This is a genomic window from Flavobacterium cyanobacteriorum, assembly GCF_002251835.1.
Taxonomy (GTDB): domain Bacteria; phylum Bacteroidota; class Bacteroidia; order Flavobacteriales; family Flavobacteriaceae; genus Flavobacterium; species Flavobacterium cyanobacteriorum.
In genome coordinates, this window is sequence record NZ_NOXV01000306.1 from 1 (window position 1) to 26,842 (window position 26,842).

The following is a 26,842-nucleotide window of genomic DNA, read 5'->3' on the forward strand; positions in this document are numbered from 1 at the left end:
GTCAACCCTTTTTTATTTAACAAATAAGTTTAAACCACTTCAATAATAATCACGCTGCATACAATAAGAAAATACCTGTTGCGTTTTACTAATAAGTTTTAATTTAAAACGAGGATTACATTTTCAGGTTAGTTAAATTTTTTGTTTTTGGTGTTTTAAAAGGCAGTACGGTTTTTCTTTACTGCCTTTTATTTTTATGGCTAAATTTACAAAAAACGGTTGCTATTACTGTTAAAGCCTCCTTAAACTCCGGCGCTCCCGGCATTACTTCCTGTAAAAAAGATTATGCGTTACATATTCCCAAACTTTGTGCGGCAGCAAAGGGCGGATGTTTTTTCCTGCTTTAATGCAGTTGCGGATAAATGTTGATGATATTTCCATTATGGGCGCATCTGTTTTATGGATGTGTGGATGCCCTTGAAGCTCCGGCAGAAGTACTTCAGGCGTAACCCTCGGGTAAACGTAAATATCGTGGTTTTCCAGTATCACCTCATAATTTTTCCACTTGTGGAGCGAGTTAAGGTTGTCCTCTCCCATAATCAGTGAGAACCGGTGCTGTGGGAACTTCTCCTGCAGGTGAGCCAGCGTGTGGACAGTATAATTGGGCTGCGGAAGCCTGAATTCAATATCTGAGGGCTTTAGTTTATCATAATCTTCCGTAGCCAGGAACACCATGTGAAGGCGTTGGTGGTCATCGAGAAGGGTACTCTTCTTTTTATGGGGATTATGTGGTGTTACTACCAGCCACACCTGGTCCAGCCCGCTAAATTCTGCCATATGGTTGGCAATAGCCAGGTGCCCGGTATGGACAGGATTAAATGTACCGAAATAAAGGCCTACTTTCATTATCCTGTTGTTGTTTATAATGTTTGGCAGGTACAAAGGCAGCCTGCTGTTACGCTCCTTACCGGATTTGAGGGCCTACAAACGCTTTTACCAGTTTATAAGCTTCATCCTTAGCTATTTCAAGGTCGTAATTTTTAATGATGGTATCAAACTGCGGCGCTGTGGCCATTTCAACCGATGCTTTGGCAATCCGCATATTTATCTTATCATCACTTTCCGTGGAACGCTTCTTGAGGCGTATCTTCAGTTCATCAATGCTTGGCGGCTTTACAAAAACAGCCAGTGTTTCTCCGGGAAACTTTTTCTTTATCCGTAGCCCGCCGGCCACATCAATATCAAATATTACATTTTTGCCTTTAGCCCAGATTCGCTCTACTTCACTTTTCAGCGTACCGTAAAAATTATCACGATATACTTCTTCCCATTCCACAAAATCTTCATTTTTTATATGCTGCTTAAACTCTTTAAGCGGCATAAAATAATAATCTTTTCCGCTTACCTCACCTTCGCGCGGTTCACGCGTTGCGGCCGATACCGAAAATTCAAGGTTGAGGTCGGGCTGCCCCAGCAGGTGCCTTACTATGGTGGTTTTGCCCGATCCTGAAGGAGCGGAAAATACAATTAGTTTTCCTTTGTTCATGGTGTTGTTTAGTTGTCGGTTGGTGGTTGATGGTTGTCGGTTGGTGGTTTGGCAACCGGTAACTACAGTACGTTGAGTACCTGTTCTTTTATCTTTTCAAGTTCATCCTTCATCTGCACTACCAGCTTCTGCATTTTGGCATGGTTTGATTTTGAGCCCATGGTATTGATCTCCCGGCCCATTTCCTGGGTGATGAAGCCCAGTTTTCGCCCGTTAGCCTCGGTGCCGGCAAGTGTTTCTATGAAGTAATTCAGGTGGTTTTCCAGCCTTACTTTTTCCTCGGTTATATCCATCTTCTCCAGGTAGTATATGAGCTCCTGCTCAAAACGGTTTTCATCCACGTTGAGCTTTAGTTCTTCAATAGCGCTGTGCAGGCGGGTTTTTACATTTTGTATGCGTTCGCCGTCAAGCGCCACGGTTTCATTCATAAGGGCCAGGATGTTTGATATCCGCACAAGGAATTCCTTCTCCAGCGCCACGCCTTCCGTCACACGGAAATTATGGATATTGTCCAGTGCTTCTTCAATAACGCCCTGTATGAGGTTCCAGTCACCTTCGTCTATATCCTCACGTTCTGTCTTTAGGGCGTCGGGCATGCGTACGGCCATTTTCAGCAGTTCTGTTTCGTCGCCGTTTACTACTTCTTTGAGCTGGTTTATATAAGCTTTTACAATGGGAATATTTACTTTAGAAGAGGTTTCCTCACCGGTGATTTCCACATATAGTGAAAAATCAATTTTACCGCGCTCCAGGCGTTGCGCTATAGTGTTTCGCAGCCCCAGTTCCATCTCCCGGAAGGCCGAAGGCATCCTGACGCTCAGGTCCAGGCCCTTGCTGTTCAGCGACTTTATCTCAACAGTTATTTTTTTTGAAGGCAGTTGCAATGACGCCTTTCCAAAACCGGTCATTGATTGTATCATGCAGAAATTTTAAAGCGACAAAGGTAATAAATTTTAACCATGGTATCACGGGGCGGCATCCTGTGGCGCTACACCACCGGAAGGTGTGCCCTGCTTTCTCCCGGCTGGCATGGTCACGAGGTACACCCCGCCGAAGATGAGCAATGCCGAAACCAGTTTAACTACCGTAAGGCTGTCTTTGCCCAGGCCAATAGCAAAAACAGTCGCGAAAACAGGCTGAAGGTATATAAAAACGGCCACAGTTACGGGTTTTAGCTGTTTCATCGAAAGCAGGTTGAGCAGGTAGGTCAGGAAGGTTGAAAAAATAACAACAAAAGCTATTTTCAGGCTCACGTTTACAGGTATGGCCTGCCATGCCGCCTGCTGAAGCTGCGCCCAGCCAAAAGGGAGTACCATAATGAAGCCAAACAGGTAAATCCATTTTACAAAAGCAAAGGCGTTGTATTTATCCATAAGTTTTTTTACTATGATGAGGTAATAGCCATAGGAAACCGCATTGACAAAAACAAGGAAGTTACCCCACAGGGCGTTTTCACCGGTACCCGCAGATTTGCCGTAGAGTATAAGTGCAATAGTACCCGCCAGGCCCAGTACTATGCCAAAGGCTTTGCGGCCTACAATCTTTTCCCTGGCCACTATTGCCGAAAGCAGAAGTACTATCATGGGCGTAGTAACCATTAGTACCGAAGCCATTATAGGCGAAGTAAGGCTTAGCCCTTCAAAAAAAGTAAGCATATTAAGGGCCACGCCGAAAAATGCCGCTGCGGCTATGCGTGGAAAATCTTTAAATGCTACCTTTTGGTTAGTAATAAACAAGGAGCATAGCCAGAACAGGAGCGCCGAACCGCCCACCCTGAGCGCTATAAAACCGAAAGGCTTTACATACAGGGGCATCACATCTTTGGCTATGGTGAAGGTAACTCCGTAGATAACCGATACTATTGTGGCTGCCAGCAGGGCGAGGTTCCTTTTACTCATTGCTGAAATGGCTTATGGCTGCTTCAACAGTTTTGGGGCTGTTGCCGATGAAGATGTTCTCACTGTCCACAATGACCGGCCGGCTCAGGAAGGTGTAGTGTTCCAGTACCAGGTTTCGGTAGTCTTCTTCTGTGAGGTTTACATCTTTTAACCCCCGCTCTTTATACAATGTTGCCTTACGGCTGAAAAGCGCTTCATGACTGCCTGCGAGCCGTTGCATCTCTTCCAGTTCAGCAGGTGTTATGGGTTGTGATTTTATTTCACGCAGTTCAAATTTTTCTGTGTTGGGGAGCTGTTTCAGTATTCGCCTGCAGGTATCGCAGGTTTTAAGGTAGAATATTGCTTTCATGGAGCAAATATAAAAAAGTCTATGTCTCTGTCTACAGTCTGGATCCGGATATATGTTTTCCATGCAGAATAGTTTCCATACGTATAATTGATTACTTTTATCCTGAAAATGGTATTCAATGGAAAAACAGTTTAGCATCACCCGCACCAGCAGGGAAGTTTACAGCCGCTTATTTGAAAGATATACGCTCGAACAGCTTAATAATGTCCCTGCCGGCTTTAAAAACAACCTCATCTGGAATATAGGGCATATTATAGTATCGCAGCAAATGCTCACCTATACCTGTTCGGGGCTGGAACCCATGGTTAGCAAGGAAATGATAACACGGTATATGCGCGGCACCAGGCCGGAAAGCAATGTCACACAGGAAGAAGCTGATGCAATCAGGGATTTGCTTTTTCCAACTATTGATAAAACCGCCGAAGATTACCGCAACGGGCTTTTTACAGCTTACAGCGAACGCAATACAGAACTCGGCTTTCGCCTTTTGAGTATTGAAGACGGGATTATATTTAATAATTATCATGAAGGGGTTCATCTGGGCATTATCATGGGAATCAGGAAGTTTATTTGAAATTGTCAAACCACTTATGGCCATAAAGTTTTATAGGTAATTATAAAGGCGCTAATTCCCGTATTAGCCCTGATGGGAGCGGCATCCTCCCGCCGCCGCGCTTATGGCGGCGGGAGATATAGCGTACAGCAGGTGCAGGCCTTTGTACTATGCGCTTAGCCGGCTGCTCCAAATAAAACAAACCCAACCCGTACCTTTGCCTAAAATTTCATACAAAAAAGCGGCGGATTATCCGGCTGAGCTTTTACACTACAGTGTGCTTATCGCCTAAGATAATGCTTAAAATCAGAACTTAGCTTTATTGATAGCAGATACAGGCAGTTCGAAGCCATAATCAACCTGTCAAAGCCCTTGGCGGCAGTTGGGAAGTAAGTATAGCCGGGAATTCCTTTTTTATCCGGTTAAAATTACGGTTTATTGCTTGTTTATGTTAGCCAAATACATGCGGTAAGCGGGTATTTTTTGTGATAATATTTTCTTAATTAAGAAAATATTCTTATATAGTTTGTATCTTGCGTCAATAAATTGGGGAGGATATGAAAAAGGAAATTAAAGGGCAGGGAGCGGTACATAATATACACAACCACTTCATAAAGAACCGCTACGAAAAATCTGTTTATGATGATGATTTTGAAGAGACTGTAGCAAAGACAGCAATACTGGAGATTTTTCCGAAGACGATTGTTAACCCCGTAAAAAGTCCCGACCTTATGATGGCATATTCCATGAACCCTTACCAGGGTTGCGAGCATGGCTGCGCCTATTGTTTTGCCAGGCCGACACATGAATACTGGGGTTACAGTGCGGGAATTGATTTTGAGCGGAAGATACTGGTAAAAAAAAATGCACCTGAACTTTTAGAACAATTCTTTACAAAGAGAGGCTATAAGGCAGAACCCATACTCCTGTCGGGCAATACGGATTGTTACCAGCCCGTTGAGCGAAAACTGGGCATTACCCGCAGGATATTACAGGTTTTTCTTGATTACCGCCACCCGGTTAACATCCTTACCAAGAACGCGCTGGTAACACGTGATATTGATATACTTACGCAACTGGCAGAAAAAAACCTTGTTACCGTTTCGCTTAGCATACCCACCATTGATGAAGGCCTTCGCCGGAAACTTGAGCCAAGGACTTCTTCTGTAAGCAACAAGCTATAGGCAATAGAAACGCTTTCCGGTGCCGGTATTCCTGTACATATAATGATTGCGCCTATGATACCGGGGCTAAACACTCCGGAAATACTGAAAATTGTAAAAACCGTTGCTGATAAAGGCGCCGGCAGCTTTGGCTATACACTGGTAAGGCTTAATGATACCGTTGAACCTGTTTTTATTGACTGGCTCGGGGAACACTACCCTGACCGGAAAGATAAGGTGCTGCACCAAATCCGGTCAATGCATGGTGGAAAATTGGGCGAAAAAAAACCTTTTAAGCGTAAAACAGGGGAGGGCAATATAGCGGATATGATACACAATACCTTTCGCATAGGCAGGCAAAAATACTTTTCAGGCAGGGATATCCCTGATTTGCGTACCGACTTGTTTGATGGTACCCGGGGCGAACAGCTGAGGCTTTTTTAATTTTCCTGGCGTATACTCTTCCTGGCAATTTATAGGTCTTTCCACATTTTATAGGGAGTAATGCTCAGGAATGCGTTGTAATATTTTTCATTGCCCGTAACTTCAGCGCCCAGCCAGGCAGGTTTTGAAAAAGATTCGCCTTCAGCAGCCAGTTCAACTTCGGCAATTATAAGCCCCTGATTATCGCCACTAAAAACATCTACCTCGAACAAATGCTGCCCATGAGGTATTTCGTAACGCACTTTTTCTATTATGCCCTTCTCACACAAGGCCAATAACTGCTCTGCATCGGCTACAGGTATTTCTTTTTCCCATTCCATCCTTGTAGTGCCGCTTTCATTACTCCGGCCTTTTATGGTCAGGTAGCCTTTTGTGCCTTTAATGCGTACTCGTACCGTCCGGTCGGGATGTGAGCTGAGGTATCCCTGCACTATACGTTTTTGTGAGGCTGCCTGGCCTTTAAAATCATCTGTCAGTACAAGGAACTTGCGTTCAGTCTCTGTTGTCATTGTCAGTGCGTTTTGGTTACGTCTTCATCTACAACCAGTATAAAATCGGCTTTTTTCAGATGCTCTTTTTCTAAGGTATCGATGTCTTTTTGTGAAACCGCCGCAATAGTCAGGATTTTAAGTTGCGGCTTCAGTTTTTTCAGGTACCAGTTTATACCTTCATAGTTATCGCTGTGGTACGTTCCGTTATAGTGGATAAATAAGGATCCCGATTTTAAGTTCAGCGCAATAAAATAAGCCATGGTAGCATCTTTAACCGCCTGCGCTTTAGGCAGGTTATCCCCTCCGTGTCCTCCGGACATTTCCAGCATGGCCTTATAGCCGGGCAGGCTTGCATCATACGCTATCGGCAGGGGGGCTATCCACGCCTTTTCTTCAGCGGTTAGCTTCTCCAGCGCCTCAAAGCCGCCCTTGTACACCATACTGGCATAACGCCTTGGCACATTGGTAGCAACAAAAGGGAACTTTTTATCCTTTGCAAAGTCAACCAGTGGCTTATAATCGGTTTTATAGTTGGGCCACAGGCGTGCCAGTGTATCAAAAGCCTTTTGGTTTACCTGCCCGGCAAGGTATTTATCAAGTTCGTCCTGGTTATCGGCCTCAATCATTTCAGCGCCAAGCACCAGGCTCTTTTTTTCGGCAAGGTCTTTTGTAAGTTCCAGCTGCAGCCAGTGCATAACCGAATTATCATGATGTTCGCCAAATAATACCACTTCGGAATTTGCTGAAGCGGTAAGCAGCTTTTTGTAGGTGGTTTTTTTACCGTCAGCCGAGTAAAGCTGGTACGGTTGCTTATCCTGGGCTGTGGCGGTAAGGGAAAAGGCAAATATGAAGAACAACAATTTTTTCATGATGGTATATTTGAACACAAATATACATCCGAAGCCTGAAGATGAACAATAATTGCCCGACTATAATAACTGTTTAGCCGCAAAACTTTATTTTTGACATTCATTAAATCAGAAAACATGAAATACGAACAAATAGACAGCAACCTCTTTATAAAAAACCGCAAGAAATTTACAGCACACATGAAGCCTAAGAGCGTAGCGGTTTTTAATTCTAACGATATTTACCCTATTAGTGCCGACAGTACCATGCCGTTCCAGCAGCACCGCGACATTTTTTACCTGAGCGGGGTTGACCAGGAAGAAAGCATCCTGCTGCTTTGCCCGGATGCGCCTTATGAGCACCAGCGTGAAATGCTTTTTTTACGTGAAACCAATGAGCACATTGCAGTATGGGAAGGGGAGAAGCTTACTAAAGAAAGAGCATTTGAGGTATCGGGCATCAGGACGGTGCACTGGCTGAAGGATTTCCACAAGGTGTTGTTCGAGATCATGACCTATACCGAAACTATATACATCAACACCAACGAGCATTACCGTTCGGCTGTGGAAACCGAAACGCGTGAAGACCGTTTTGTAAAATGGTGGAAAGAGAAATACCCCGCGCACCAGGTAGCCAAGAGCAACCCGATACTGCAGCGCCTGCGCTCGGTTAAAGAAGCGGAAGAGATTGCCCTGATACAAAAAGCATGTAATATCACTGAAAAGGGTTTCCGCCGCCTGCTGAAATTTGTAAAGCCGGGTGTAATGGAATATGAGGTAGAGGCCGAGCTGCTGCACGAGTTTGTGCGCAACCGCTCTAAAGGTTTTGCCTACGGCCCCATTGTGGCATCGGGCAAAAATGCCAATGTGCTGCACTATGTGCAGAACAACCAGGAATGCAAGGCGGGCGACCTGCTGCTGCTTGATGTGGCTGCCGAATATGCCAACTACTCCAGCGACCTTACCCGTACCATACCGGTTAGCGGCCGCTATACCGAAAGGCAGAAGGCGGTTTATAACGCGGTACTGAAAGTGAAGGATGAGGCTACAAAGATGCTGGTGCCGGGAACGTTGTGGAAAGAGTACCACGTAGAGGTAGGTAAAATAATGACCTCAGAACTTATAGGCCTGGGGCTTATAGACCATGCCGACGTGCAGAACCAAAACCCGGACTGGCTGGCGTATAAAAAATATTTTATGCACGGCACATCGCACCACCTGGGCCTTGACACGCACGATTACGGGCTGCTGCACGAGCCTATGCAGGCCAACATGGTGTTTACTGTAGAACCCGGCATTTATATACCTGAAGAAGGCTTCGGCATACGTATTGAAGATGATGTGGTACTACAGGAGAGCGGGGCACCTTTTAACTTGATGGCCAACATACCTATTGAGGCTGACGAGATTGAGGAGCTAATGAACGCTTAATCTTGTTTCAGGTTTGAAGTTTAAAGTTACCCGCTTGTCCCACAACTTTAAGTGTAGCTATTCCCCTCTTGAGAGGGGTTTGGGGTGTGTAAATAATTTAACGGCTCACTAATGTGAATTATTTTATTTCAAAGGCAGTTGTGTTTGAGGCAAAGGCTCGCAAAGCGTTTTATTTACAATTCTTTCCCTCATCATTTCCTTTTTATTGAAGTGCCTTGATATGTTTTGTGCAATATCAGTATAATTATCATTATCACCGTTTTTATGATAATAAATTTTAATGGAGCAGCAGTTTTTATGTTCAAAAATTTTATTTAGCAATATCCTGTCTGACAATCCGCAGGAGTGCCCCATGATATAAACCTGAAATTTATCAAGCTCTAAAAAGTCAATAGTTTTCTTGTAATTAGATGTATTTAGATATGCAAAAGACTTTATATTTTTCAAGTACTCATTATCATCCTTCTTTTCAATAGCCCCGTAGTCATCATCCATCTCATCCCCAAATCCAAAGTTTACTTTATTATTTGGATCATTTAATTTTCCATGTATCTGAATTTCTTTGAATATATTTTTCTCTAAGTTTAAGATGCTAGTACTTAATAATGATGTGTAATTAAAGTTCAAGAACTTAATTGTGTCAATTTTAAAAGCCGTACCAGTTAAAAGGGGATTTTGTATTTTAGCTTCATAAATTTTGCTGTCAACACTCTGTAACTCTTTTAAAAAACGTTCAGCCTCTTTATGGTCGTAGTTCTTTTTCTTAAAAATATCAGAAACATTATCAGAAACCGATAATATATATTTCTCTTCAACCTCCTCAATTAAATATTGCTCTAACAGCTTTTTTACATCTTCAAATTCTTCATTAAGCTTTTTTACCTGTGTATTTTCCCTCTTCTTTAAACATTCTTTTAAAAGCTTATAATATTCGTTTTCGATATCAACCCAATTAATAATTGCTCGCGTATCACAAATTTTAGAAAAAAAAGTGTTTTTAAAACAATAGCGTCCTAAACAATAAAAAAAAGAATGGTTAGTTTTTAACTCAAAGTTTACCTTTGAGGTGACAAAAAAAACAAAAACCATTCTTATGACAAATATAGCTTTGTTTTCTCAGATTATATCAAAATTAGACCGTTCAAAATTCAACAAAATAGTTTCAACTAAAGAGACANTAAAATTAATCCGGGATGTTGTAATTGCGACGGCGGAACTTATTACCATTTAGTGGCAAGGCTTTTGAATCTTTTTCATCATTTAGCTTACAACTATTTAATCACCCATAACAGCACAGGCTTATCAGTAGCCTGTAGTTTTGTATCGAGCATCTTCATAAACTCATCTGATACAGCTGGGCAGCCCCAGCTTAAAGGGCTGTACTGCGGGTAAATTTCTTCGTTGGCAACCGCTTCCCAGGAGTGCAGCACAACTACCCTCTGCTTCGCGTTGCTGTTGGAAGGTTCCAGTCCTTCCAGCCAGTACTTTATCTTAATGCCCCAGGAACTGTAGTCGCGTTTACCTATTTTGTACTTCCCTCCAGAGGAGCAATGGCTTCCATCTCGGTTATCAAATTTTGCGTTTTCATATTTTCCGGGATTATCTTCAAAAACATCACAGCTGCCGTGGGTAACCAGTCCTTTATCTGTAATTTTCCGCTTTTGAAAATCATATACAAAAAACCTGTCCCTGCCAGAATGGATACTTAGGTCAGCCAGCAAATAATAAACTGTACAAAATCCTTTCTCCCTGCAGTAAGCAAGCGCTTCTTTATGCCGGCCGGTATAATTTGCGGTAGTCGGATTTTGCTTATCGGCGTGTGCACAACATATATACACGAGCAGCAACAGTAAGGCAGGTTTATTCATAAAGCACGAGTGTAGATTTTTACCTATAACTTCAGTATGATACAAAATAGTATTATCATTAGGCACAATATGCTATCTTTGCGCGCTTTTTATAAAGGTATAATGAAAAACAATATAATAAAAGGTGTAGTACTGGTAGGCCTTGGCGCCACAAGCTACGGCATGCTGGCTACATTTGTAAAATTATCCTACAAAGAAGGGTATACCACAGCCGAGGTTACCTCTTCACAGTTCATACTGGGGCTGCTAGGCCTGCTGCTCATCAACGCGTTCCAGCGTGCGCGCAGGGGAAGCAGTAATGTAACCAGGCCCTCCGGCAGTAATGTTTTTTACCTTATGCTGGCAGGCACTTCACTTGGGCTTACCAGCCTTTTTTATTACCTTGCCGTTAAGTACATCCCTGTGTCTATAGGTATAGTACTGCTCATGCAAACAGTATGGATGGGAGTAGTGCTTGAAGCCCTGCTGACAAAAAGCTTTCCATCACCAAAAAAAATCATAGCCGTAATCATTGTACTTGCGGGTACGGCCATGGCCACAAACCTCCTGGAAAAAGATTTACAATCAGATTGGCGCGGCATTACCTGGGGTATGCTTGCCGCAGCCTCATTTACTACTACCATGTTTACATCAAACCGTGTTGCCACTCACCTGTCATCAGCACAGCGCAGCCTTTTTATGCTGATGGGCGGCGCAGTTATTGTTTTCGGCTTTGCTGCCTATACCTGGACTGGCACTTTCAATCTGGATATATTCCTCAAATGGGGTATCCTGCTTTCCCTGTTTGGCACCATCATCCCTCCTATGCTTCTGAATGCAGGGTTTCCGCACACGGGTATAGGGCTAGGCAGTATTGTATCATCGCTGGAACTTCCGGTATCGGTTACAATGGCTTTTGTCCTGTTAGGGGAACAAGTTTCTGTATTGCAGTGGTTTGGCATTATCCTTATTATTGCCGCTATAATCATCATGAATGTTAACGCTAAAAAATAAATAAGCATAGGCCTTATAGCCATGAGGTCCTAAAGCAATATATAAGAATTAACTTTCTTTTTGCACTGTTAACGCACATTCGCCTTACCGTTAAATTATTTAAACATTACCGGCTTTAAATTTCAATTAATGATAATTTTTAATTTAAGGCTTGCTTAAGTATTTCTATTTTAAATAAAGTTAAAAAGATGATTTATCTGTTACAATAAATTGTTTTTTTTATTAATATTGAAGTATGAACCTTAAACACTATTTTGTTTTGATTTAATTTTTCATCTGATGAAAAAAAGCAACCGATTAGAATTAGGCAAGGAAGCAATTGACAGGATTGTTACACTGGCACAGGAAGAAAGGAAACCTTTTGAAGAAATTAAAAAAGAGTTTGGCGTAGCTGAAAAAGAAGTTACCGAAATTATGCGGAAAAGGTTATCGGCTGATAATTTTGAACTCTGGAAGAAAAAAGTGGCGGCCAGGAAACCGAAACCCAAACCCGTACCCGATGAATTTGACGATGAACTCGATTCGAGGTACTACATAAAAAATAAATTTTACTGAAAACCCTCCTGCTAAGGCAGGAGTTTTTTATTTTTACACAAATACAATCCAATTAAAAAATGAAATATACCCTTACGGCTTTAGCCTTTATCACGACAATTGCAGTTTTCGCCCAGGATATTACCGGGAAATGGAACGGCGCCGTCACACTCCCCCAGGGCGACCTACCCATTATACTGAATATTACTAAAAATGAGAATGGCTACAGCGCAACCATGGACAGCCCAATGCAGGGAGCCAAAGATATCCCCTTATCTTTGGTAACATTTAAAGACAACCTGCTGACCTGCACTTTAGCCATGGCAAACTTCACCTATGAGGCAACCTATGATAATGATATGTTTAAGGGTACACTGACCCAAAACGGTTATGTACTGCCACTTAATCTAAAAAGAGGTGCCGAACCGGCCAAAAAAATACGCCCACAGGAGCCTGCTAAGCCTTACCCTTACTATACGGAAGATGTTACTTTTAAAAATGATAAAGCGGGTATTACCCTTGCCGGGACGCTAAGCCTGCCAAAAAAAGAAGGTGCCTACCCGGTTGTGGTGCTTATAAGCGGCAGCGGTGGCCAGAACCGCGATGAAGAGCTTGCTGGACACAAGCCTTTCCTTGTCCTGGCAGACCACCTTACGCGGAATGGTATAGGCGTATTACGTTTTGACGACCGGGGGGTAGCACAGTCCGGCGGCCAATTTGAAACAGCAACTACCGCAGATTTTGTAACCGATGCCCGGGCAGCTGTACAATACCTGAAATCGAGGAAAGACGTTAACCATAAAAAGATTGGCCTCGCAGGCCATAGCGAAGGCGGTACGGTTGCCACCATGCTGGCAGCCGGCAACCCGGATATCGCTTTCCTGATACTCATGGCAGGAGGCAACATTGCAGGTAGTGAACAGATGGTACTCCAAAATTATCTTATAGGCAAAGCCCAAGGCATGCCCGAAGAAGAACTTGCGCGCCTGGGCATTATCAACCGAAAGATTTATGATGTTTTGCGGCAGGAGAAAGATAAAAGTAAAATGGAAAGCCGGCTCTATGAGGTAATGGAACGGGAACTTAAACCGTTATTTATTTCAAAAGGCATACCAGAAGCCGAAGTTAAGCGTACAATGAAGATCCAGGCGGAAGGGCTTTTAAGCGACTGGTACATATATTTCATTAATAATGACCCGGCGCCGTACCTTGAAAAGGTAAAATGCCCAATACTTGCCATAAATGGTGATAAAGACCTGCAGGTGGCGCCTGCCGCAAACCTTGATGCCGTGAAACGTGCAGCGGAAAAAAGCGGGAATAAGAAAGTAACCGTGAAGCTACTGCACGGGCTCAACCACTTGCTACAGGAAGCAGGAACAGGGATGCCCACAGAATACAGCAGCATAGAGCAGACCCTATCGCCTGTAGCCCTTTCGGAAATAGTATCCTGGATAAAAATCCAGATGAAGTAATAGTACACGATTTTTTTTACCTTTACGTGTAACAATTCATATTTTCAGTCTACTTATTGAAAAATCAATAATTTAATATGAAAAAATTTTTTTACACTATAACCCTTGCATTGAGTTTCTGCACTTTTGCAATAGCACAAAAAAAGCAGCAGGCAAATAACATTAAAGTTGCTATTGACCTAAAGGATGTTAAGGATGACAAGGTTATGGTTACTGTTACCCCTCCTCCTTTTTCTTCTGAAACCGCCACATATTTTATACCTAAGATAATTCCCGGCACCTACAGCGCTGACAATTACGGTAAATTTATTGAGGGCTTCAAAGCGTATGATAAAAAAGGTAAAGAGCTCAACGTTGAAAAAGCCGATGAAAATTCCTGGAAAATTAGCGGCGCTAAAAAGCTAGCGAAAGTTACCTACCTGGTTAATGACACTTATGATACCGAAGGCAGTGGTGTGCATGATGTCTTTTCGCCCGCGGGCACCAACATTGCCGCAGGCGAAAACTTTGTGATAAATACCCATGGTTTTGTAGGCTATTTTGATGATAAAGCAGAACTTCCTTATGAAGTAACGATAACACATCCCGCTACACTTTGGGGTGCAACTTCTATGGCGGACACCGATACTTCCAGCGAAAAGGACGTTTTCCTCTCGGCACGTTATGCAGACCTGGTAGACCATCCTATAATGTATTCCAAGCCGGACTATACCACTTTTACGGTTGACGGCATGGAAATCATTATCAGCCTGTATTCGCCTAATGGTACATATAAAGCCAAAGACCTTACTCCTGAAATGGAAACTATGATGCGGGCACAGAAAAAATTTCTGGGTCCTGTAAACAGTACAGAGAAATACTGTATACTGATATACCTTTCCGACATGGCTAAAAATGATGCAAAAGGTTTCGGCGCGCTTGAACATACAACATCTACCACAGTAGTAATGCCGGAAGCCATGCAGCCAGACCAGTTGCAATCGACGCTCAAAGATGTTGTATCGCATGAATTTTTCCATATTGTGACACCGCTAAGCGTACACTCTAAAGAAATTCATTTCTTCAACTATAATACCCCTAAAATGTCGGAACACCTGTGGATGTATGAAGGTGTAACCGAATATTTTGCAAACCTGTTCCAGGTTAACCAGGGGCTTATCTCGGAAGATGATTTTTACAGGAGGATGGCAGAGAAGATAGCTTCGTCCAAGCGTTTTGACGACACTATGAACTTTACCAAAATGAGCAAAAACATCCTGGAGCAGCCTTACAAAGATGCTTATTACAACGTTTACCTGAAAGGCGCCCTTATTGCCATGTGCATTGACATACAAATAAGGGAGAGCAGCAACGGGCAGAGGGGAGTTCTTGACCTAATGCATGACCTTTCCAACACCTATGGCAGCAGCAAGCCATTTAATGATGATGAGCTTTTCGCTAAGATTACCTCGCTTACAAATCCCGAAATCGGAAAATTCTTTGCTACCTACGTAGCCGGTTCAACACCTATACCTTATGAACAGTATTTTGCAAAAGTGGGAGTAACAAAAACGAAAATTAAAAAGAATGGCACACCTTTCCTTAAAAATGAAGAGGTACCTTACATAACAGTAAACCAGTCACAGGAAATCATAGCGGTACCGAATGCCGATGAAAATGCCTTTATGAAAACTCTTGGCATAAAAGCTGGTGATGTAATTGTGGCCGTCAACGGCACAAAGTATAATCTTGATAATATCTATGACTTGATTATGAGCAGCATGAACTGGAAAGAAGGTGATGCGGTTGCAGTCACTATAAAAAGAGATGGTAAGGAGCAGGAACTTAAAGGTAAAGTCGTACTGCCAAGTGAAGAAATTGAAGGCTACCATGCAACCGATGCTTCAAAAAGCAAATTAAAAGATGCATGGCTTAAAGGATAAATTAACTACTACTATTAAACTGCTAAAACCTACATTATGAAAAAGTTACTTACTATGTTGCTGCTCACTATTGGTGCTGCCGCATTTGCCCACGAAAAGGACAATTTGGAACCGGCTGCTTCAGAAAAAAACACAACAACGGTTAATGCTACAGCAAAGAAAGTTACTGTTAAAGCTCCGGCAACTGCGGAAGCAAAGCCTAAAGCACCCGCTACACGTGCCGTATGTACCAGCTGCAGCGGCGATGCACGCTTTAACGTAAGCGGCTACTTCGCCGAATTTGTAAACAGGAATAACCTGAAGATCGTAAAACTCCTGCTAGAATAAAAATACTTAAGGATTAAAAGGCTGCGTAACAGCTCATTTATAGTCGGCAGTAACAACATCACAGTAATTATTGCCACATAGAGCATCACGCTACTGTTCTATCATGGCATCCAGCACCAGGAGTTCCATGTCATACGGTGCTTTGGCTTTACATGTTTTATCAAAAAGCTTTCTTGCCTCTTCCCTTTTGTTGGAAAGCAGTAAATCCCATACTTTTTCCGTTATTTAGGCATTAAGCGCCGCAACTGTAAGTAAGGCTATAAATAAAATTGTTTTTTTATTGGTTATTTTGGGGGGGTTAATTCTTGTTTTCAAGCAGCGGTACAAACCTGAACTCGCCAAACTCATGTTTTTCAAACTGCTTTTCGTTCTTCCTTACCAGCATAGTCATGATCTGGTGTTCTTCGCCTACAGGTATTACAAGCCTTCCGCCCACTTTTAACTGGGCCATTAAAGCCTGCGGTATTACCGGGGCGCCGGCCGTAACAATAATGCTGTCAAAAGGGGCAAAATTCGGCAACCCTTTGTAGCCGTCGCCAAAAGAAAGGTGTTTAGCTCTTATACCCAGCTTGGGGAGCAATAATGATGTGGCTTTAAAAAGCTCATTTTGCCGCTCTATGCTGTACACATTGGCGCCCATAGCCCACAAAACAGCTGTCTGGTAGCCTGAGCCGGTACCTATTTCGAGTACCTTATGCCCTTTTTCTACCCGCAGCAACTGTGACTGGAAAGCCACGGTATAGGGTTGCGAAATGGTTTGCCCTGCCCCAATGGGGAATGCTTTGTCCTGGTAGGCATAGTCTTCAAAGGACGAGTTGAGGAACAGGTGGCGGGGGATTTTTTTTATGGCCGCCAGCACATTTTTATCAGTAATGCCTTTTTTTTCCAGGATACCTGCAAGCTGGTTGCGCAGCCCCTGGTGTTTGGCTGTATCTTTCAAAACAGTATTATTTTTTTGCTAAAATAGCAAACATTTCCATACTGTGAAGGGTTACCGTGATAGTATAAAGATGTTAATGAAATATTAAATTAAAGACAGCTTTTTTACCCCGCAGTTTTGGATTTTGAACTTAAATAATGCTATTTTTGTTTAAAATCTATTTTTATGCTAAAAGTTGGAGTGTTGGGCGCAGGCCACCTCGGCAAAATACACCTTCGCCTGCTCAACCAGTCTGATAAATATGAGCTGGTTGGCTTTTATGACCCGAACAGCGAAAACGCAGATAAAGTCTCTCAGGAATTTGGCTATAAAAAATTCAGCAGCATTACTGAACTTATCAACGCGGTAGATGTTGTAGACATCGTAACCCCTACCCTTTCCCATTTTGACTGTGCCAGGGAAGCTATTGAAGCTGGCAGGCATGTGTTCCTGGAAAAACCTATTGCCAATACTGTTGCCGAAGCCGAAGAAATAGTAGCGCTTGCACGCAGGCATAATGTAAAGGGGCAGGTAGGCCATGTAGAGCGTTTCAACCCGGCTTTTATTGCTACAAAGGACATGATACAAAACCCCATGTTCGTGGAAACGCACAGGCTGGCAGAATTTAACCCGCGGGGTACCGATGTGCCTGTGGTGCTGGACCTTATGATCCATGATATTGATGTAATATTAAGCGTAATAAAGAGCCCTGTAAAAAACATCAATGCCAGCGCCGTTTCGGTGATAAGCGAAACACCCGATATTGCCAACGCCCGCATTGAATTTGAAAACGGCTGTGTCGCCAACCTTACTTCGAGCCGTATTTCAATGAAGAATATGCGGAAATCGCGCTTCTTCCAGAAAGATGCCTACATATCCGTCGATTTCCTGGACAAAGTGTGCGAAGTGGTAAAAATGAAGGACGCGCCAGAAAATCCGGGTGATTTTGATATGATACTGCAAAACGCTGAAGGAGTCAAAAAACAAATCTATTTTGACAATCCTGAAGTAAACCAAAATAATGCGATACTTGATGAACTCGAAACTTTTGCCGATGCCATAAACAACGGTACAACCCCCGTAGTAACCCTTGAAGACGGCACTGAAGCCCTAAAAATAGCTTACCGTATAATTGATTGTTTTGAAAAAAAATAAGGTATGGTAAAAAAAGTACTTTTATCCCTCTTCATTTTACTGGCAGCCCATGCGGCTAAGGCGCAAATACTGGTCAAAGGCACTATAAAAGACATTCTTACCCATGAAGCAGTAGGTAATGTCACCATCAGTACGCAGGACCAGCAATATGGTACGGTTTCCAATGATGAAGGCTCCTTTGCGCTGTCATGCCCTGCTTCGGCAAGAAGTATAGTCCTGAACCACCTGAGCTATAAACCACTTGAAATTGCTCTGGCAAACCTCCCTGATGACGGCATTTATTATCTGGAACAACAGCAAATTGAGCTTGATGAAGTGATAATACTCAACATGCCGGTACACAAGTTCCTCGAAGAACTCCGGGCAAGCTCTATAAAACAGTTTAGTGCACCGCTACAGTTGGGTACCTATTATCGTGAATTTGTAAAAAATAACAACAGCTACACAAAATTTGCAGATGCGCTGATTGACTATAATACCTTCAGGAAAGGAAAAAAAATTGATACAGAGCTGATTGTTAAGCAAAGCCGTGCGGTAAGGCTACCCGGTGAAGATGAGGCCAAATATGACGTAGTTTCAGCGCTCGATGTCCGAAAGGCGGTAAGCAGGGATTATGAGTTCAGGCCGCTTGACCTCCTGCTCGACGGTAAAGAATATACCAAGTATAACTTTCTTGTAAAATCCCGTACTGAAAGCAACGGCCAGGTACTGGAGTATATTAATTTTGAACCGAAAGCGGAAGTGCAGGAAGCCCTGTATACGGGTGTCATTGCTTATGAACCGAAATCAAAAAGAATTCTCGAAATTGATATTGCACTGGCAGCATCACATAAAAAATACATTAAAGAGAAAAACTTCCTCATTATCAGGGCAACAGTTAACGATGTCGTGTATAAAAGCAGTTTTAAAATTGTTGGCGACAAATACCTGCTCTCGCTGTCGGTCCGTGATATTAGTTTAAACCTGAGGAACAAACGCACAATCAACGAGGACTTTAAATTCAGGAGCGATCTTATCGTTACAAACTACACTGCGGATGCAGCACGGTTCAACAAAAAAGAAAAGTATAAAGAAAGATTGCTGTATGAAAATGGCAATAATTACACAGAAAAATTCTGGGTAGGTAACAATGCTATCCTATTAAATTCAGAAGAAGAACAAATAATTAAATCATTAGAAGACAAATAAATACCATGAAAAACATAGCAGTAATAGGTGCAGGCACCATGGGTAATGGCATTGCCCACACATTTGCACAAAGTGGCTACAGCGTAAGGCTTATTGATATATCTGAAAAATCGCTTGATAAAGGCATGGCTACTATTGCCGCAAACCTGGACCGCATGGTGGCCAAAGGCACTATAACCGAACAGGATAAAGCCAATACAATAGGCAATATTATTACCTATACTGATATTAAAGATGGTGTAGTTAATGTCGACCTTGTAGTAGAAGCTGCTACCGAAAACGTAGAGCTTAAGCTAAACATCTTTAGGCAACTGAATGAAGCGTGTGATGAGAAAACAATCCTTGCCACAAATACTTCGTCTATTTCTATTACACAGATTGCTGCCGTAACCACACGCCAGGATAAAGTAATAGGCATGCACTTTATGAACCCTGTGCCTATCATGAAACTGGTGGAGATCATCCGCGGGTATAACACATCCGACGAGGTAACCAAAACCATAATGGAGCTGTCTGAAAAACTGGGCAAAGTACCTGTTGAAGTTAATGATTACCCGGGATTTGTGGCCAACCGCATCCTGATGCCGATGATAAATGAAGCTATTGAAACATTGTATAATGGCGTAGCGGGAGTATATGAGATAGATACGGTAATGAAACTGGGCATGGCACACCCTATGGGCCCGCTGCAACTGGCTGATTTTATTGGGCTGGATGTGTGCCTGTCTATCCTTCACGTAATGTATGACGGCTTCAAAAACCCTAAATACGCACCGTGCCCGTTACTGGTAAACATGGTACGCGCCGGAAAACTTGGCGTGAAGAGTGGCGAAGGCTTCTATGATTATTCGGAAAGCAAAAAAGCCGAGAAAGTAGCATATAAAAAGTAATTAGTGTTCTGTCAGAACAGGCAGTTCAACCTGGAACTTTAAACTTTAAACAAATTTTCTTTGGCCAAAATAGTCCCATTCCGGGCAGTCCGCCCTGCAAAAGACAAGGTAAGCCTTGTTACAGCGCGCTCCTATGACGAGTACAGCGCGGCAGAGCTGGCATCACAGCTGGACTACAATCCTTTTTCATTCCTGCATGTACTCAACCCACTGTACATTAACCTCCAGAAATCATCTTTTGAAAAGAGGTTCAGGCTGGTGCAAGCAAAATATGCAGAGTTTAAGGAAGAAAAAATCCTGAAAAAGGAGGACAAGCCGGTATTTTACCTGTATGAGATAAAGAGCAGGAACAGGACGTTTACCGGATTGATTGCGGCAACATCAATAGAGGACTACAGGAACAATATAATTAAAAAACACGAAGATACACTGCAGTACCGCGTGGAGCTTTTTAAAGACTACCTTCACCAAACCGGCTTTAATACCGAGCCGGTGCTGATAACATATCCTGAAAATGCGGCAATGGCCAAGTGGAAGGAACTTAAAAAGCAAAAGCGGCCGTTGTACCACTTTACCTCACTTAACCGCGACACACACACGCTATGGCGAATTAAAAATGAAGGTGAAATTGCATGGCTGCAGGAACAATTTGATAAAATGGGAAGCCTGTACATTGCTGACGGCCACCACCGTTCTGCCTCTGCAAATATGTTGTATGAAGAAGACAAAGCTACCGGAAACGTAAACCTCAACTACTTTATGAGCTTCCTGATTTCGGAAGCCGACCTGAAGATATACGAATACAACCGTATCATTCATGACCTGAACGGGATGAGCAAAGAGCAGTTCCTGGCGGCGCTTGATAATGATTTTACAGTAGAAAATAAAGGGCAGCAGCTGTGGAAACCGGAACAAAAATTTCAGTTCGGCATGTACCTTGACGGCGACTTTTATGCGCTTGAACTCCGGGATAAATATTTTAGCTCTGTACAGGAAGCACTTGATGCCCAACTGCTTTACGATAAAGTACTGCATCCGTTGCTGGGCATTGGCGACCTGAGAAATGACGAACGCATTGAATACATTCCCGGCAATAAACCGGTAACGGCTATAAAAGAAGCCGTTGATTCGGGGGAATTTGAAGTAGGCTTTACACTTTACCCTGCATCAATAAAGGAGATAAAAGAACTTGCCGATAATGATTTAATCATGCCTCCAAAAAGCACCTACATTGAACCTAAGTTCAGGAGCGGACTGGTGGTGTATGAAATTTAGATAATTTGATTTCAGATTATTAGACTATCAGATTATTCGTCACTTGAAACCTAAACTATGATAGCCGATAACCTCCTCCACATAAAATCGTCCCTCTCGCCCCATGTTACGCTTGTAGCGGTAAGCAAAACTAAACCTGTGGCCGACCTGATGCAAGCTTACAATGCCGGGCAGCGTATATTTGGTGAGAACAAGATACAGGAAATGGCTGAAAAGTGGGAACAGATGCCGAAAGACATTCAGTGGCACATGATAGGCCACGTGCAGACCAATAAAGTAAAGTACATGGCGCCGTTTGTAAGCCTGGTGCACGGGGTGGACAGCCTGAAACTGCTGGCGGAGATAAACAAACAGGCCAAAAAGAATGGCAGGGTCATTGACTGCCTGTTACAGATGCACATTGCCGAAGAAGAAACCAAGTTCGGGATGGATGAACAGGAGCTTAACATGCTGTTGCAGAGTGATGAGTTTAAGCAAATGCAGAACGTAAGGGTAACCGGGCTTATGGGTATGGCTACTTTTACCGATGATGAGGAGCAGATACGTAAAGAATTTACATACCTCGCTACCATATTCAAACATCTGGGCCAGCAACCTGAAACTTTAAACCTGAAACCTAGAACTCTCTCCATGGGTATGAGCGGCGATTACCACATAGCCATAGAATGCGGCAGCAACATGGTACGCATAGGCAGCAGCATCTTTGGGCACAGAGCCCCCTAACCCCCCAAAGGGGAATGCTTACTCTTGTGGGGAAGCTGCTTAAAATTTATATCTTTGCAGATTATGGTTTTGACCAATTTTGATATTTACTATAATAATTCTCCCTTCGGGGGTTAGGGGGCTTTATGTACGCAATACTTGATATAGAAACGACAGGTGGACAGTTTAATGAGGAAGGAATAACCGAGATTGCCATTTACAAATATGACGGCCATGAGGTGGTTGACCAGTTTATAAGCCTCATTAACCCTGAAAAGCCCATCCAGCCTTTCGTAGTGAAGCTTACCGGCATAAACAACGCTATGCTGCGCAGCGCCCCTAAATTCTATGAAGTAGCAAAACGCATCATTGAAATTACAGAGGGTTGTATTATTGTGGCGCACAATGCCCAGTTTGATTACCGTGTGCTTTGTACTGAATTTGCCCGCCTGGGTTATACCTATGAGCGGCAGTCGCTTTGCACTGTCGAACTTTCACAAAAACTAATGCCGGAGCAGCCTTCGCACAGCCTGGGCAAACTGGTAAGGGCACTGGGTATACCCATGAGCGACAGGCATCGTGCCACAGGCGACGCGCTGGCAACCGTACAGCTCTTTAAATTACTTTTGGCTAAAGATGTAGAGAAAGAAATATTAAAAAGCCTTGTAAAAACCGGTTATAAAAAAGGCATTTCGCCAAAACTTATGGACCTGCTGGAAAATATACCCGCGGCAACAGGGCTATACTATATCTATAAAGAAAATGGCGACCTTATTTACATTGGTAAAAGCAGGAACATAAAAAAAAGGGTGAACCAGCATTTTACCGGCACATCCCGAAAATCAAAAAAGATACAGCGTGAGGCTTTTACAATAACGTATGAGGAAACCGGCAGCGAGCTGATTGCCCTGCTGAAAGAATGCCATGAGATTAAGGTAAACAAGCCGGTGTATAACCGTGCACAGAAGAAAACGGTTTATCCGTGGGCTATTTATACGGAAAAGGATACCAATGGTTACCTTTGCCTCAAATTGCAGAAAGCCGACGGAAGAAAGAAAGAAGTGTTAGCTTTCAGCGGGCTGGCCGAAGGGCGCAGCGGACTGCTGAAGATAACCCAGCGCTACAACCTGTGCCAGAAACTTAATAACCTTGAAGCCACTTCAAAAGGGCATTGCTTCCAGTATACCCTTAGCAAATGTAACGGGGCCTGTGGCGGTAATGAGCCTGCCGAAGAATACAACAGGCGGGTTACAGAGTTTATTGATAACAACAGCTTCCATAACCGCACCCTGGTTATTATTGACAAAGGCCGTACTGTTGATGAGCGAAGCGCTGTACTTATTGAAAAAGGGATTTACAGGGGGTATGCCTTTTATAACCTCAATTACCAGGTACATAAAATTGACATCCTGAAGAACATCCTTGTACCGATGGAGGACAATAAAGATGTAAAGAATATCATACAAGGGTATATCCGTAAAAAGAAAGCCTTAAAAATCCTGCGTTTTTAAGAGTTTTAGTAACTTTGGGCTATGGCCTCCACTACAAATAAAATACAGGGCGGTTTCCGCCATAAGCTGCACACTATAATTTACGAGGCCGATACGCCTGCCGGACGTTTTTTTGATGTAATGCTGTTGGTGCTTATACTGATAAGCGTGGTTGCCGTAATGCTGGAAAGTGTTGCGGGCATCAGGCAGGAATATGGCGAAGAACTACAGGTAATAGAGTGGGTTATAACCATCTTTTTCACGCTGGAGTATATAGGACGCGTCATTGCCGTAAAACAGCCATTGCGGTATGTATTCAGCTTTTATGGCATCATTGACTTCCTTGCTACAATCCCTATGTATGTAGGGCTGGTATTCCCGGGTTCCGGTTCCGGTTTACTGCTTTCGGTCAGGGCAATCCGGCTGCTCCGTATTTTCAGGATACTGAAGCTGGTACATTTTGTAGGGGCCTCTAACCAGTTGCTTGAAGCCATAAAAAAAAGCAGGGTAAAAATTGCCGTATTCCTTTTCAGCGTCATTGTGCTGTGTATCATTTTCGGCACTGTTATGTACCTTGTTGAGGGTCCTGATAATGGCTTTACCAGCATACCCACCAGTATATACTGGACAATTGTTACCTTAACCACCGTTGGCTTTGGCGATATAACACCTGTAACGCCACTGGGGCAGTTTGTGGCTATGGTAATAATGGTACTGGGCTATGGCATTATTGCAGTACCCACAGGCCTGGTTACAGCACAATTTATGAAAGACAGCAGGATTGACACCAACACGCAGGTTTGCCACAACTGCAGCGCCTATAACCACCGCGATGATGCCAAATACTGCTATAATTGCGGCGCACACTTATAATGATGGAAAACAGCACTAACAGGAAGTACCTTATTACAATAATAGGCCCGACGGCCATCGGCAAAACGGCCCTGGGAATAGAAGTTGCAAAGCATTTTAGTTGTGAGATTATCTCTGCCGACAGCAGGCAGTTTTTTCAGGAGATGAGCATTGGTACGGCCGTACCTTCAGCAGAGGAGCTGGCGGCAGCATCACATCATTTTATACAAAACAAAAGCATATTTGAAGAGTACACCGTAGGTGATTTTGAGCGTGACGCCATAGCTAAGCTGGATGAGCTTTATCAGGCCAATGATTTTGCTGTTATGGTAGGCGGATCGGGACTGTATATTGATGCGGTGCTGAAAGGCTTTGATGATTTTCCGGATATTGATCCTACAGTGCGCGAAAATATAATTGCTGATTATAAAACAAAGGGAATAGAATATTTGCAGGAGGAACTGCAACGCCTTGACCCGGCTTATTATGGACGTGTGGCTAAAGAAAACCCGCAACGCATGATGCGTGCCCTTGAAGTAAGTATCGGCAGCGGCCGCCCCTACTCCTCGTTCCTCAATATTAAAAAGAACAGCAGGGCTTTTACGCCCCTTATTATTGGCCTTGAAGCAGACAGGGCGGCGATGTATGACAGGATAAACCGCCGTGTGGACATCATGATTGAAAACGGGCTGATTGAAGAAGCCCGTACCCTGTATCCGCACAAAAAGCTGAATGCGTTACAAACCGTTGGCTACAGGGAACTGTTCAGCTATTTTGATGGTGAAATTTCGCTTGAGTTTGCCATCGAAGAGATAAAAAAGAATACCCGCCGCTTTGCCAAAAGGCAAATGACGTGGTTTAAACGTACCGAAGGCACAGTATGGCTTGATTTTATGATACCACATGAAACCATAGCGGGTTCGGTAGAAAAACGCCTGCTATTATTGTAAATCAGCAAAACTATGCTGATAATACCTGATTTGACAGCTTTCGCCTGTTAATTAACCTATTGGTTGTGACTTTTTAAAAAAATCGTACAGCCGTGACAAAAAATTTTGGATTTTATATTGGAATGCTCGTTCCAATTTATTTACTTTGCGGAACATTTGTTCCATTATTTTAATAATTTAAAATCAAATTACATGAGTACGTTAAAAAACAAGGTCGCTGTTATTACTGGTGGTAACGCGGGAATTGGTTTGGCAACAGCCAAAGAGTTTATAGCACAGGGCGCCAAAGTGATTATCACAGGCCGCAACCAAACCCTGATTGATGAAGCCGTAAAACAATTAGGCAATAATGCCACGGGGATACTTTCTGACGCATCAAATATCAGAAACACAGAAGCCCTTGTGAGCAAAGTTGGCAGCCTGTATGGCAAAGTTGATGTGTTGTTTGTTAATGCCGGTGTATTTTATCCCACACCTGTTGGCCAGATTACTGAGGAGGTCTTTGACGAACAAATGGGGATTAACTTCAAAGGAGCTGTTTTTACAATTGAAAAATTTCTTCCCATCCTTTCAGATGGCGCATCGATCATCAACTTATCGTCTGTAAATGCATATACCGGGATGCCTAATACAGCTGTTTATGCGGCAAGTAAAGCAGCACTTAATTCCTACACAAGAACTGCTTCTACAGAGTTAGCCCCGAGGGGAATCAGGATCAATTCTGTAAATCCGGGCCCTGTAGCAACAGGCATTTTCGGAAAATCGGGTTTGCCTGAGGAAATGATACAGGGTTTTGCGGTGGCACTGCAAAACAGGGTACCCCTCAAACGTTTTGGCCAGCCTGATGACGTGGCAAAATTAGTTGCTTTCCTGGCTTCGGATGATGCTTCTTTTATCACCGGTGCAGAGTACAATATTGATGGGGGCATAAATGTAAATCCGCTTTTAGGCTAAAATTTTTCAGCTCTTAATTTGGAATAAACATTCCGTTATCATTACCTTTGTAGGGAATTAATCCGTACAAAGGTTTTTTTATGGCAAGGACTAAGGTATTTAATGAAGAGGAAGTGCTTGGTAAGGCTGTAAAACTGTTTTGGGAAAAGGGGTATAACGGCACATCAGCGCAGGATTTAGTTGACAGGCTTGGTATAAGCCGTTCAAGCCTTTATGACACCTATGGAGATAAATTCCGGCTTTTCAAACGTTCGCTGCTGCAGTACCGCAAAGAGTTTGCTGGTTCTATGATTGAGATGATTCATTCATCCGATGATTATGAAAAAACACTTGTAGAAGTTTTCGAATATGTTGTCACAGAATCTTTACAGGAAAAATTTTCTAAAGGCTGCTTTATGGTTAACTCCTCGGTAGAAATGGCCCCCCATAATCCGGAAATTGCTGAGATTGTAAATGGTAACCGGCAAGATATTGAGGACGCTTTACTGCAATTGATAAAGAAAGGCCAGGAAACTGGACAATTTTCTAAAAAACATGGCGCAAGGCCTTTAGCAAGGTTTATTTTTAATACTATCTCAGGCTTAAGGGTTACATCAAAATCGGGGGCAGACAAAAAGGTCTTTGACGATATAGTTACCATTGCCCTGGCAGCATTAAAATAAAAGTCATTCCGCTATGACGCCAAAAT

At 43.0% G+C, this 26,842-nt stretch carries 27 protein-coding genes and 1 pseudogene; 18 read left to right on the plus strand and 10 right to left on the minus strand.

Annotation, left to right across the window (positions count from 1 at the left end):
- Positions 1–264 precede the first annotated feature (264 nt).
- The 5 genes from nadD to CHU92_RS15210 all read right to left on the minus strand — a co-directional run bounded on the left by nadD (position 265) and on the right by CHU92_RS15210 (position 3,733).
- Positions 265–846 (minus strand): nicotinate (nicotinamide) nucleotide adenylyltransferase, encoded by a 582-nt coding sequence (gene nadD / locus CHU92_RS15190; RefSeq protein WP_094417087.1) that lies wholly within the window; start codon positions 844–846, stop codon positions 265–267.
- A gap of 58 nt (positions 847–904) precedes the next feature.
- Positions 905–1,486, minus strand: coding sequence for a guanylate kinase (gene gmk, locus CHU92_RS15195; RefSeq protein ID WP_094417089.1), 582 nt, complete (start codon positions 1,484–1,486; stop codon positions 905–907).
- A 62-nt stretch (positions 1,487–1,548) separates the two neighbouring features.
- Complete coding sequence (locus tag CHU92_RS15200; RefSeq protein WP_094417091.1) at positions 1,549–2,406, minus strand: YicC/YloC family endoribonuclease; 858 nt, start codon at positions 2,404–2,406, stop codon at positions 1,549–1,551.
- Between the two features lie 45 nt (positions 2,407–2,451).
- Positions 2,452–3,384: a DMT family transporter gene (locus CHU92_RS15205; RefSeq protein WP_094417093.1), complete on the minus strand. Its 933-nt coding sequence runs from the start codon at positions 3,382–3,384 to the stop codon at positions 2,452–2,454.
- On the minus strand, positions 3,377–3,733 hold the full coding sequence (locus CHU92_RS15210) for an arsenate reductase family protein (RefSeq protein WP_094417095.1): 357 nt from the start codon (positions 3,731–3,733) through the stop codon (positions 3,377–3,379). Before CHU92_RS15210 ends, CHU92_RS15205 begins: the two co-directional genes overlap by 8 nt.
- A 118-nt stretch (positions 3,734–3,851) precedes the next feature.
- Here CHU92_RS15210 and CHU92_RS15215 point away from each other — a divergent pair, with 118 nt between their 5' ends.
- Positions 3,852–4,307: a DinB family protein gene (locus tag CHU92_RS15215; RefSeq protein ID WP_094417097.1), complete on the plus strand. Its 456-nt coding sequence runs from the start codon at positions 3,852–3,854 to the stop codon at positions 4,305–4,307.
- 536 nt (positions 4,308–4,843) lie between these two features.
- A pseudogene (locus CHU92_RS15220) lies at positions 4,844–5,893 on the plus strand (PA0069 family radical SAM protein).
- Between the two features lie 29 nt (positions 5,894–5,922).
- On the opposite strand, the gene CHU92_RS15225 reads toward CHU92_RS15220, so the two are convergent.
- A complete protein-coding gene (locus CHU92_RS15225; protein WP_094417099.1) occupies positions 5,923–6,402 on the minus strand; it encodes a CYTH domain-containing protein in 480 nt (159 codons plus the stop codon).
- A gap of 2 nt (positions 6,403–6,404) precedes the next feature.
- On the minus strand, positions 6,405–7,253 hold the full coding sequence (locus tag CHU92_RS15230) for a ChaN family lipoprotein (RefSeq protein ID WP_094417101.1): 849 nt from the start codon (positions 7,251–7,253) through the stop codon (positions 6,405–6,407).
- A 117-nt stretch (positions 7,254–7,370) separates the two neighbouring features.
- On the opposite strand from CHU92_RS15230, the gene CHU92_RS15235 reads away from it, so the two are divergent.
- Complete coding sequence (locus tag CHU92_RS15235) at positions 7,371–8,663, plus strand: aminopeptidase P family protein (protein WP_094417103.1); 1,293 nt, start codon at positions 7,371–7,373, stop codon at positions 8,661–8,663.
- 123 nt (positions 8,664–8,786) lie between these two features.
- Here the strand turns inward: CHU92_RS15235 and CHU92_RS15240 are convergent, their stop codons facing one another.
- Together CHU92_RS15240 and CHU92_RS15245 are read right to left on the minus strand one after the other, a co-directional pair.
- Positions 8,787–9,752, minus strand: a complete 966-nt coding sequence (locus tag CHU92_RS15240) for an AbiH family protein (RefSeq protein ID WP_094417105.1) — start codon at positions 9,750–9,752, stop codon at positions 8,787–8,789.
- A gap of 182 nt (positions 9,753–9,934) precedes the next feature.
- Positions 9,935–10,531: a murein L,D-transpeptidase catalytic domain-containing protein gene (locus tag CHU92_RS15245; RefSeq protein ID WP_094417107.1), complete on the minus strand. Its 597-nt coding sequence runs from the start codon at positions 10,529–10,531 to the stop codon at positions 9,935–9,937.
- Between the two features lie 102 nt (positions 10,532–10,633).
- Here CHU92_RS15245 and CHU92_RS15250 point away from each other — a divergent pair, with 102 nt between their 5' ends.
- From CHU92_RS15250 to CHU92_RS15270, 5 genes are all read left to right on the plus strand, one after another.
- Positions 10,634–11,524, plus strand: a complete 891-nt coding sequence (locus CHU92_RS15250) for an EamA family transporter (RefSeq protein ID WP_394335761.1) — start codon at positions 10,634–10,636, stop codon at positions 11,522–11,524.
- Between the two features lie 279 nt (positions 11,525–11,803).
- Complete coding sequence (locus CHU92_RS15255; RefSeq protein WP_094417109.1) at positions 11,804–12,079, plus strand: TIGR03643 family protein; 276 nt, start codon at positions 11,804–11,806, stop codon at positions 12,077–12,079.
- A 59-nt stretch (positions 12,080–12,138) separates the two neighbouring features.
- Complete coding sequence (locus CHU92_RS15260; RefSeq protein ID WP_094417111.1) at positions 12,139–13,530, plus strand: alpha/beta hydrolase family protein; 1,392 nt, start codon at positions 12,139–12,141, stop codon at positions 13,528–13,530.
- A gap of 77 nt (positions 13,531–13,607) precedes the next feature.
- A complete protein-coding gene (locus tag CHU92_RS15265; protein WP_094417113.1) occupies positions 13,608–15,452 on the plus strand; it encodes a M61 family metallopeptidase in 1,845 nt (614 codons plus the stop codon).
- 36 nt (positions 15,453–15,488) lie between these two features.
- Entirely contained in the window at positions 15,489–15,779 is a 291-nt protein-coding gene (locus CHU92_RS15270; RefSeq protein ID WP_094417115.1) for a hypothetical protein, read from the plus strand.
- Positions 15,780–16,077: 298 nt separating this feature from the next.
- On the opposite strand, the gene CHU92_RS15275 is transcribed toward CHU92_RS15270, so the two are convergent.
- On the minus strand, positions 16,078–16,719 hold the full coding sequence (locus CHU92_RS15275; RefSeq protein ID WP_094417117.1) for a protein-L-isoaspartate(D-aspartate) O-methyltransferase: 642 nt from the start codon (positions 16,717–16,719) through the stop codon (positions 16,078–16,080).
- A 165-nt stretch (positions 16,720–16,884) separates the two neighbouring features.
- Here CHU92_RS15275 and CHU92_RS15280 point away from each other — a divergent pair, with 165 nt between their 5' ends.
- From CHU92_RS15280 to CHU92_RS15325, 10 genes are all read left to right on the plus strand, one after another.
- Positions 16,885–17,853 carry a Gfo/Idh/MocA family protein gene (locus CHU92_RS15280; RefSeq protein WP_094417119.1) on the plus strand — a complete coding sequence of 323 codons (969 nt, stop codon included), beginning with the start codon at positions 16,885–16,887 and terminating at the stop codon, positions 17,851–17,853.
- A 3-nt stretch (positions 17,854–17,856) separates the two neighbouring features.
- Positions 17,857–19,041, plus strand: coding sequence for a carboxypeptidase-like regulatory domain-containing protein (locus CHU92_RS15285; RefSeq protein ID WP_094417121.1), 1,185 nt, complete (start codon positions 17,857–17,859; stop codon positions 19,039–19,041).
- Between the two features lie 5 nt (positions 19,042–19,046).
- Positions 19,047–19,931, plus strand: coding sequence for a 3-hydroxyacyl-CoA dehydrogenase family protein (locus tag CHU92_RS15290; RefSeq protein WP_094417123.1), 885 nt, complete (start codon positions 19,047–19,049; stop codon positions 19,929–19,931).
- A 60-nt stretch (positions 19,932–19,991) separates the two neighbouring features.
- Positions 19,992–21,206, plus strand: coding sequence for a DUF1015 domain-containing protein (locus tag CHU92_RS15295; protein ID WP_094417125.1), 1,215 nt, complete (start codon positions 19,992–19,994; stop codon positions 21,204–21,206).
- Between the two features lie 57 nt (positions 21,207–21,263).
- Positions 21,264–21,929, plus strand: coding sequence for a YggS family pyridoxal phosphate-dependent enzyme (locus CHU92_RS15300; protein WP_094417127.1), 666 nt, complete (start codon positions 21,264–21,266; stop codon positions 21,927–21,929).
- Between the two features lie 125 nt (positions 21,930–22,054).
- Positions 22,055–23,419: an exonuclease domain-containing protein gene (locus tag CHU92_RS15305; protein WP_094417129.1), complete on the plus strand. Its 1,365-nt coding sequence runs from the start codon at positions 22,055–22,057 to the stop codon at positions 23,417–23,419.
- A gap of 21 nt (positions 23,420–23,440) precedes the next feature.
- The gene (locus tag CHU92_RS15310; RefSeq protein WP_094417131.1) at positions 23,441–24,271 is read left to right on the plus strand and encodes an ion transporter; all 831 of its coding nucleotides are present in this window, start codon (positions 23,441–23,443) and stop codon (positions 24,269–24,271) included.
- Positions 24,271–25,200, plus strand: coding sequence for a tRNA (adenosine(37)-N6)-dimethylallyltransferase MiaA (miaA, locus tag CHU92_RS15315; protein WP_094417132.1), 930 nt, complete (start codon positions 24,271–24,273; stop codon positions 25,198–25,200). Before CHU92_RS15310 ends, miaA begins: the two co-directional genes overlap by 1 nt.
- A 192-nt stretch (positions 25,201–25,392) precedes the next feature.
- A complete protein-coding gene (locus CHU92_RS15320; RefSeq protein WP_094417134.1) occupies positions 25,393–26,154 on the plus strand; it encodes a glucose 1-dehydrogenase in 762 nt (253 codons plus the stop codon).
- An 80-nt stretch (positions 26,155–26,234) separates the two neighbouring features.
- Entirely contained in the window at positions 26,235–26,816 is a 582-nt protein-coding gene (locus CHU92_RS15325; RefSeq protein WP_094417136.1) for a TetR/AcrR family transcriptional regulator, read from the plus strand.
- Positions 26,817–26,842: the final 26 nt, after the last annotated feature.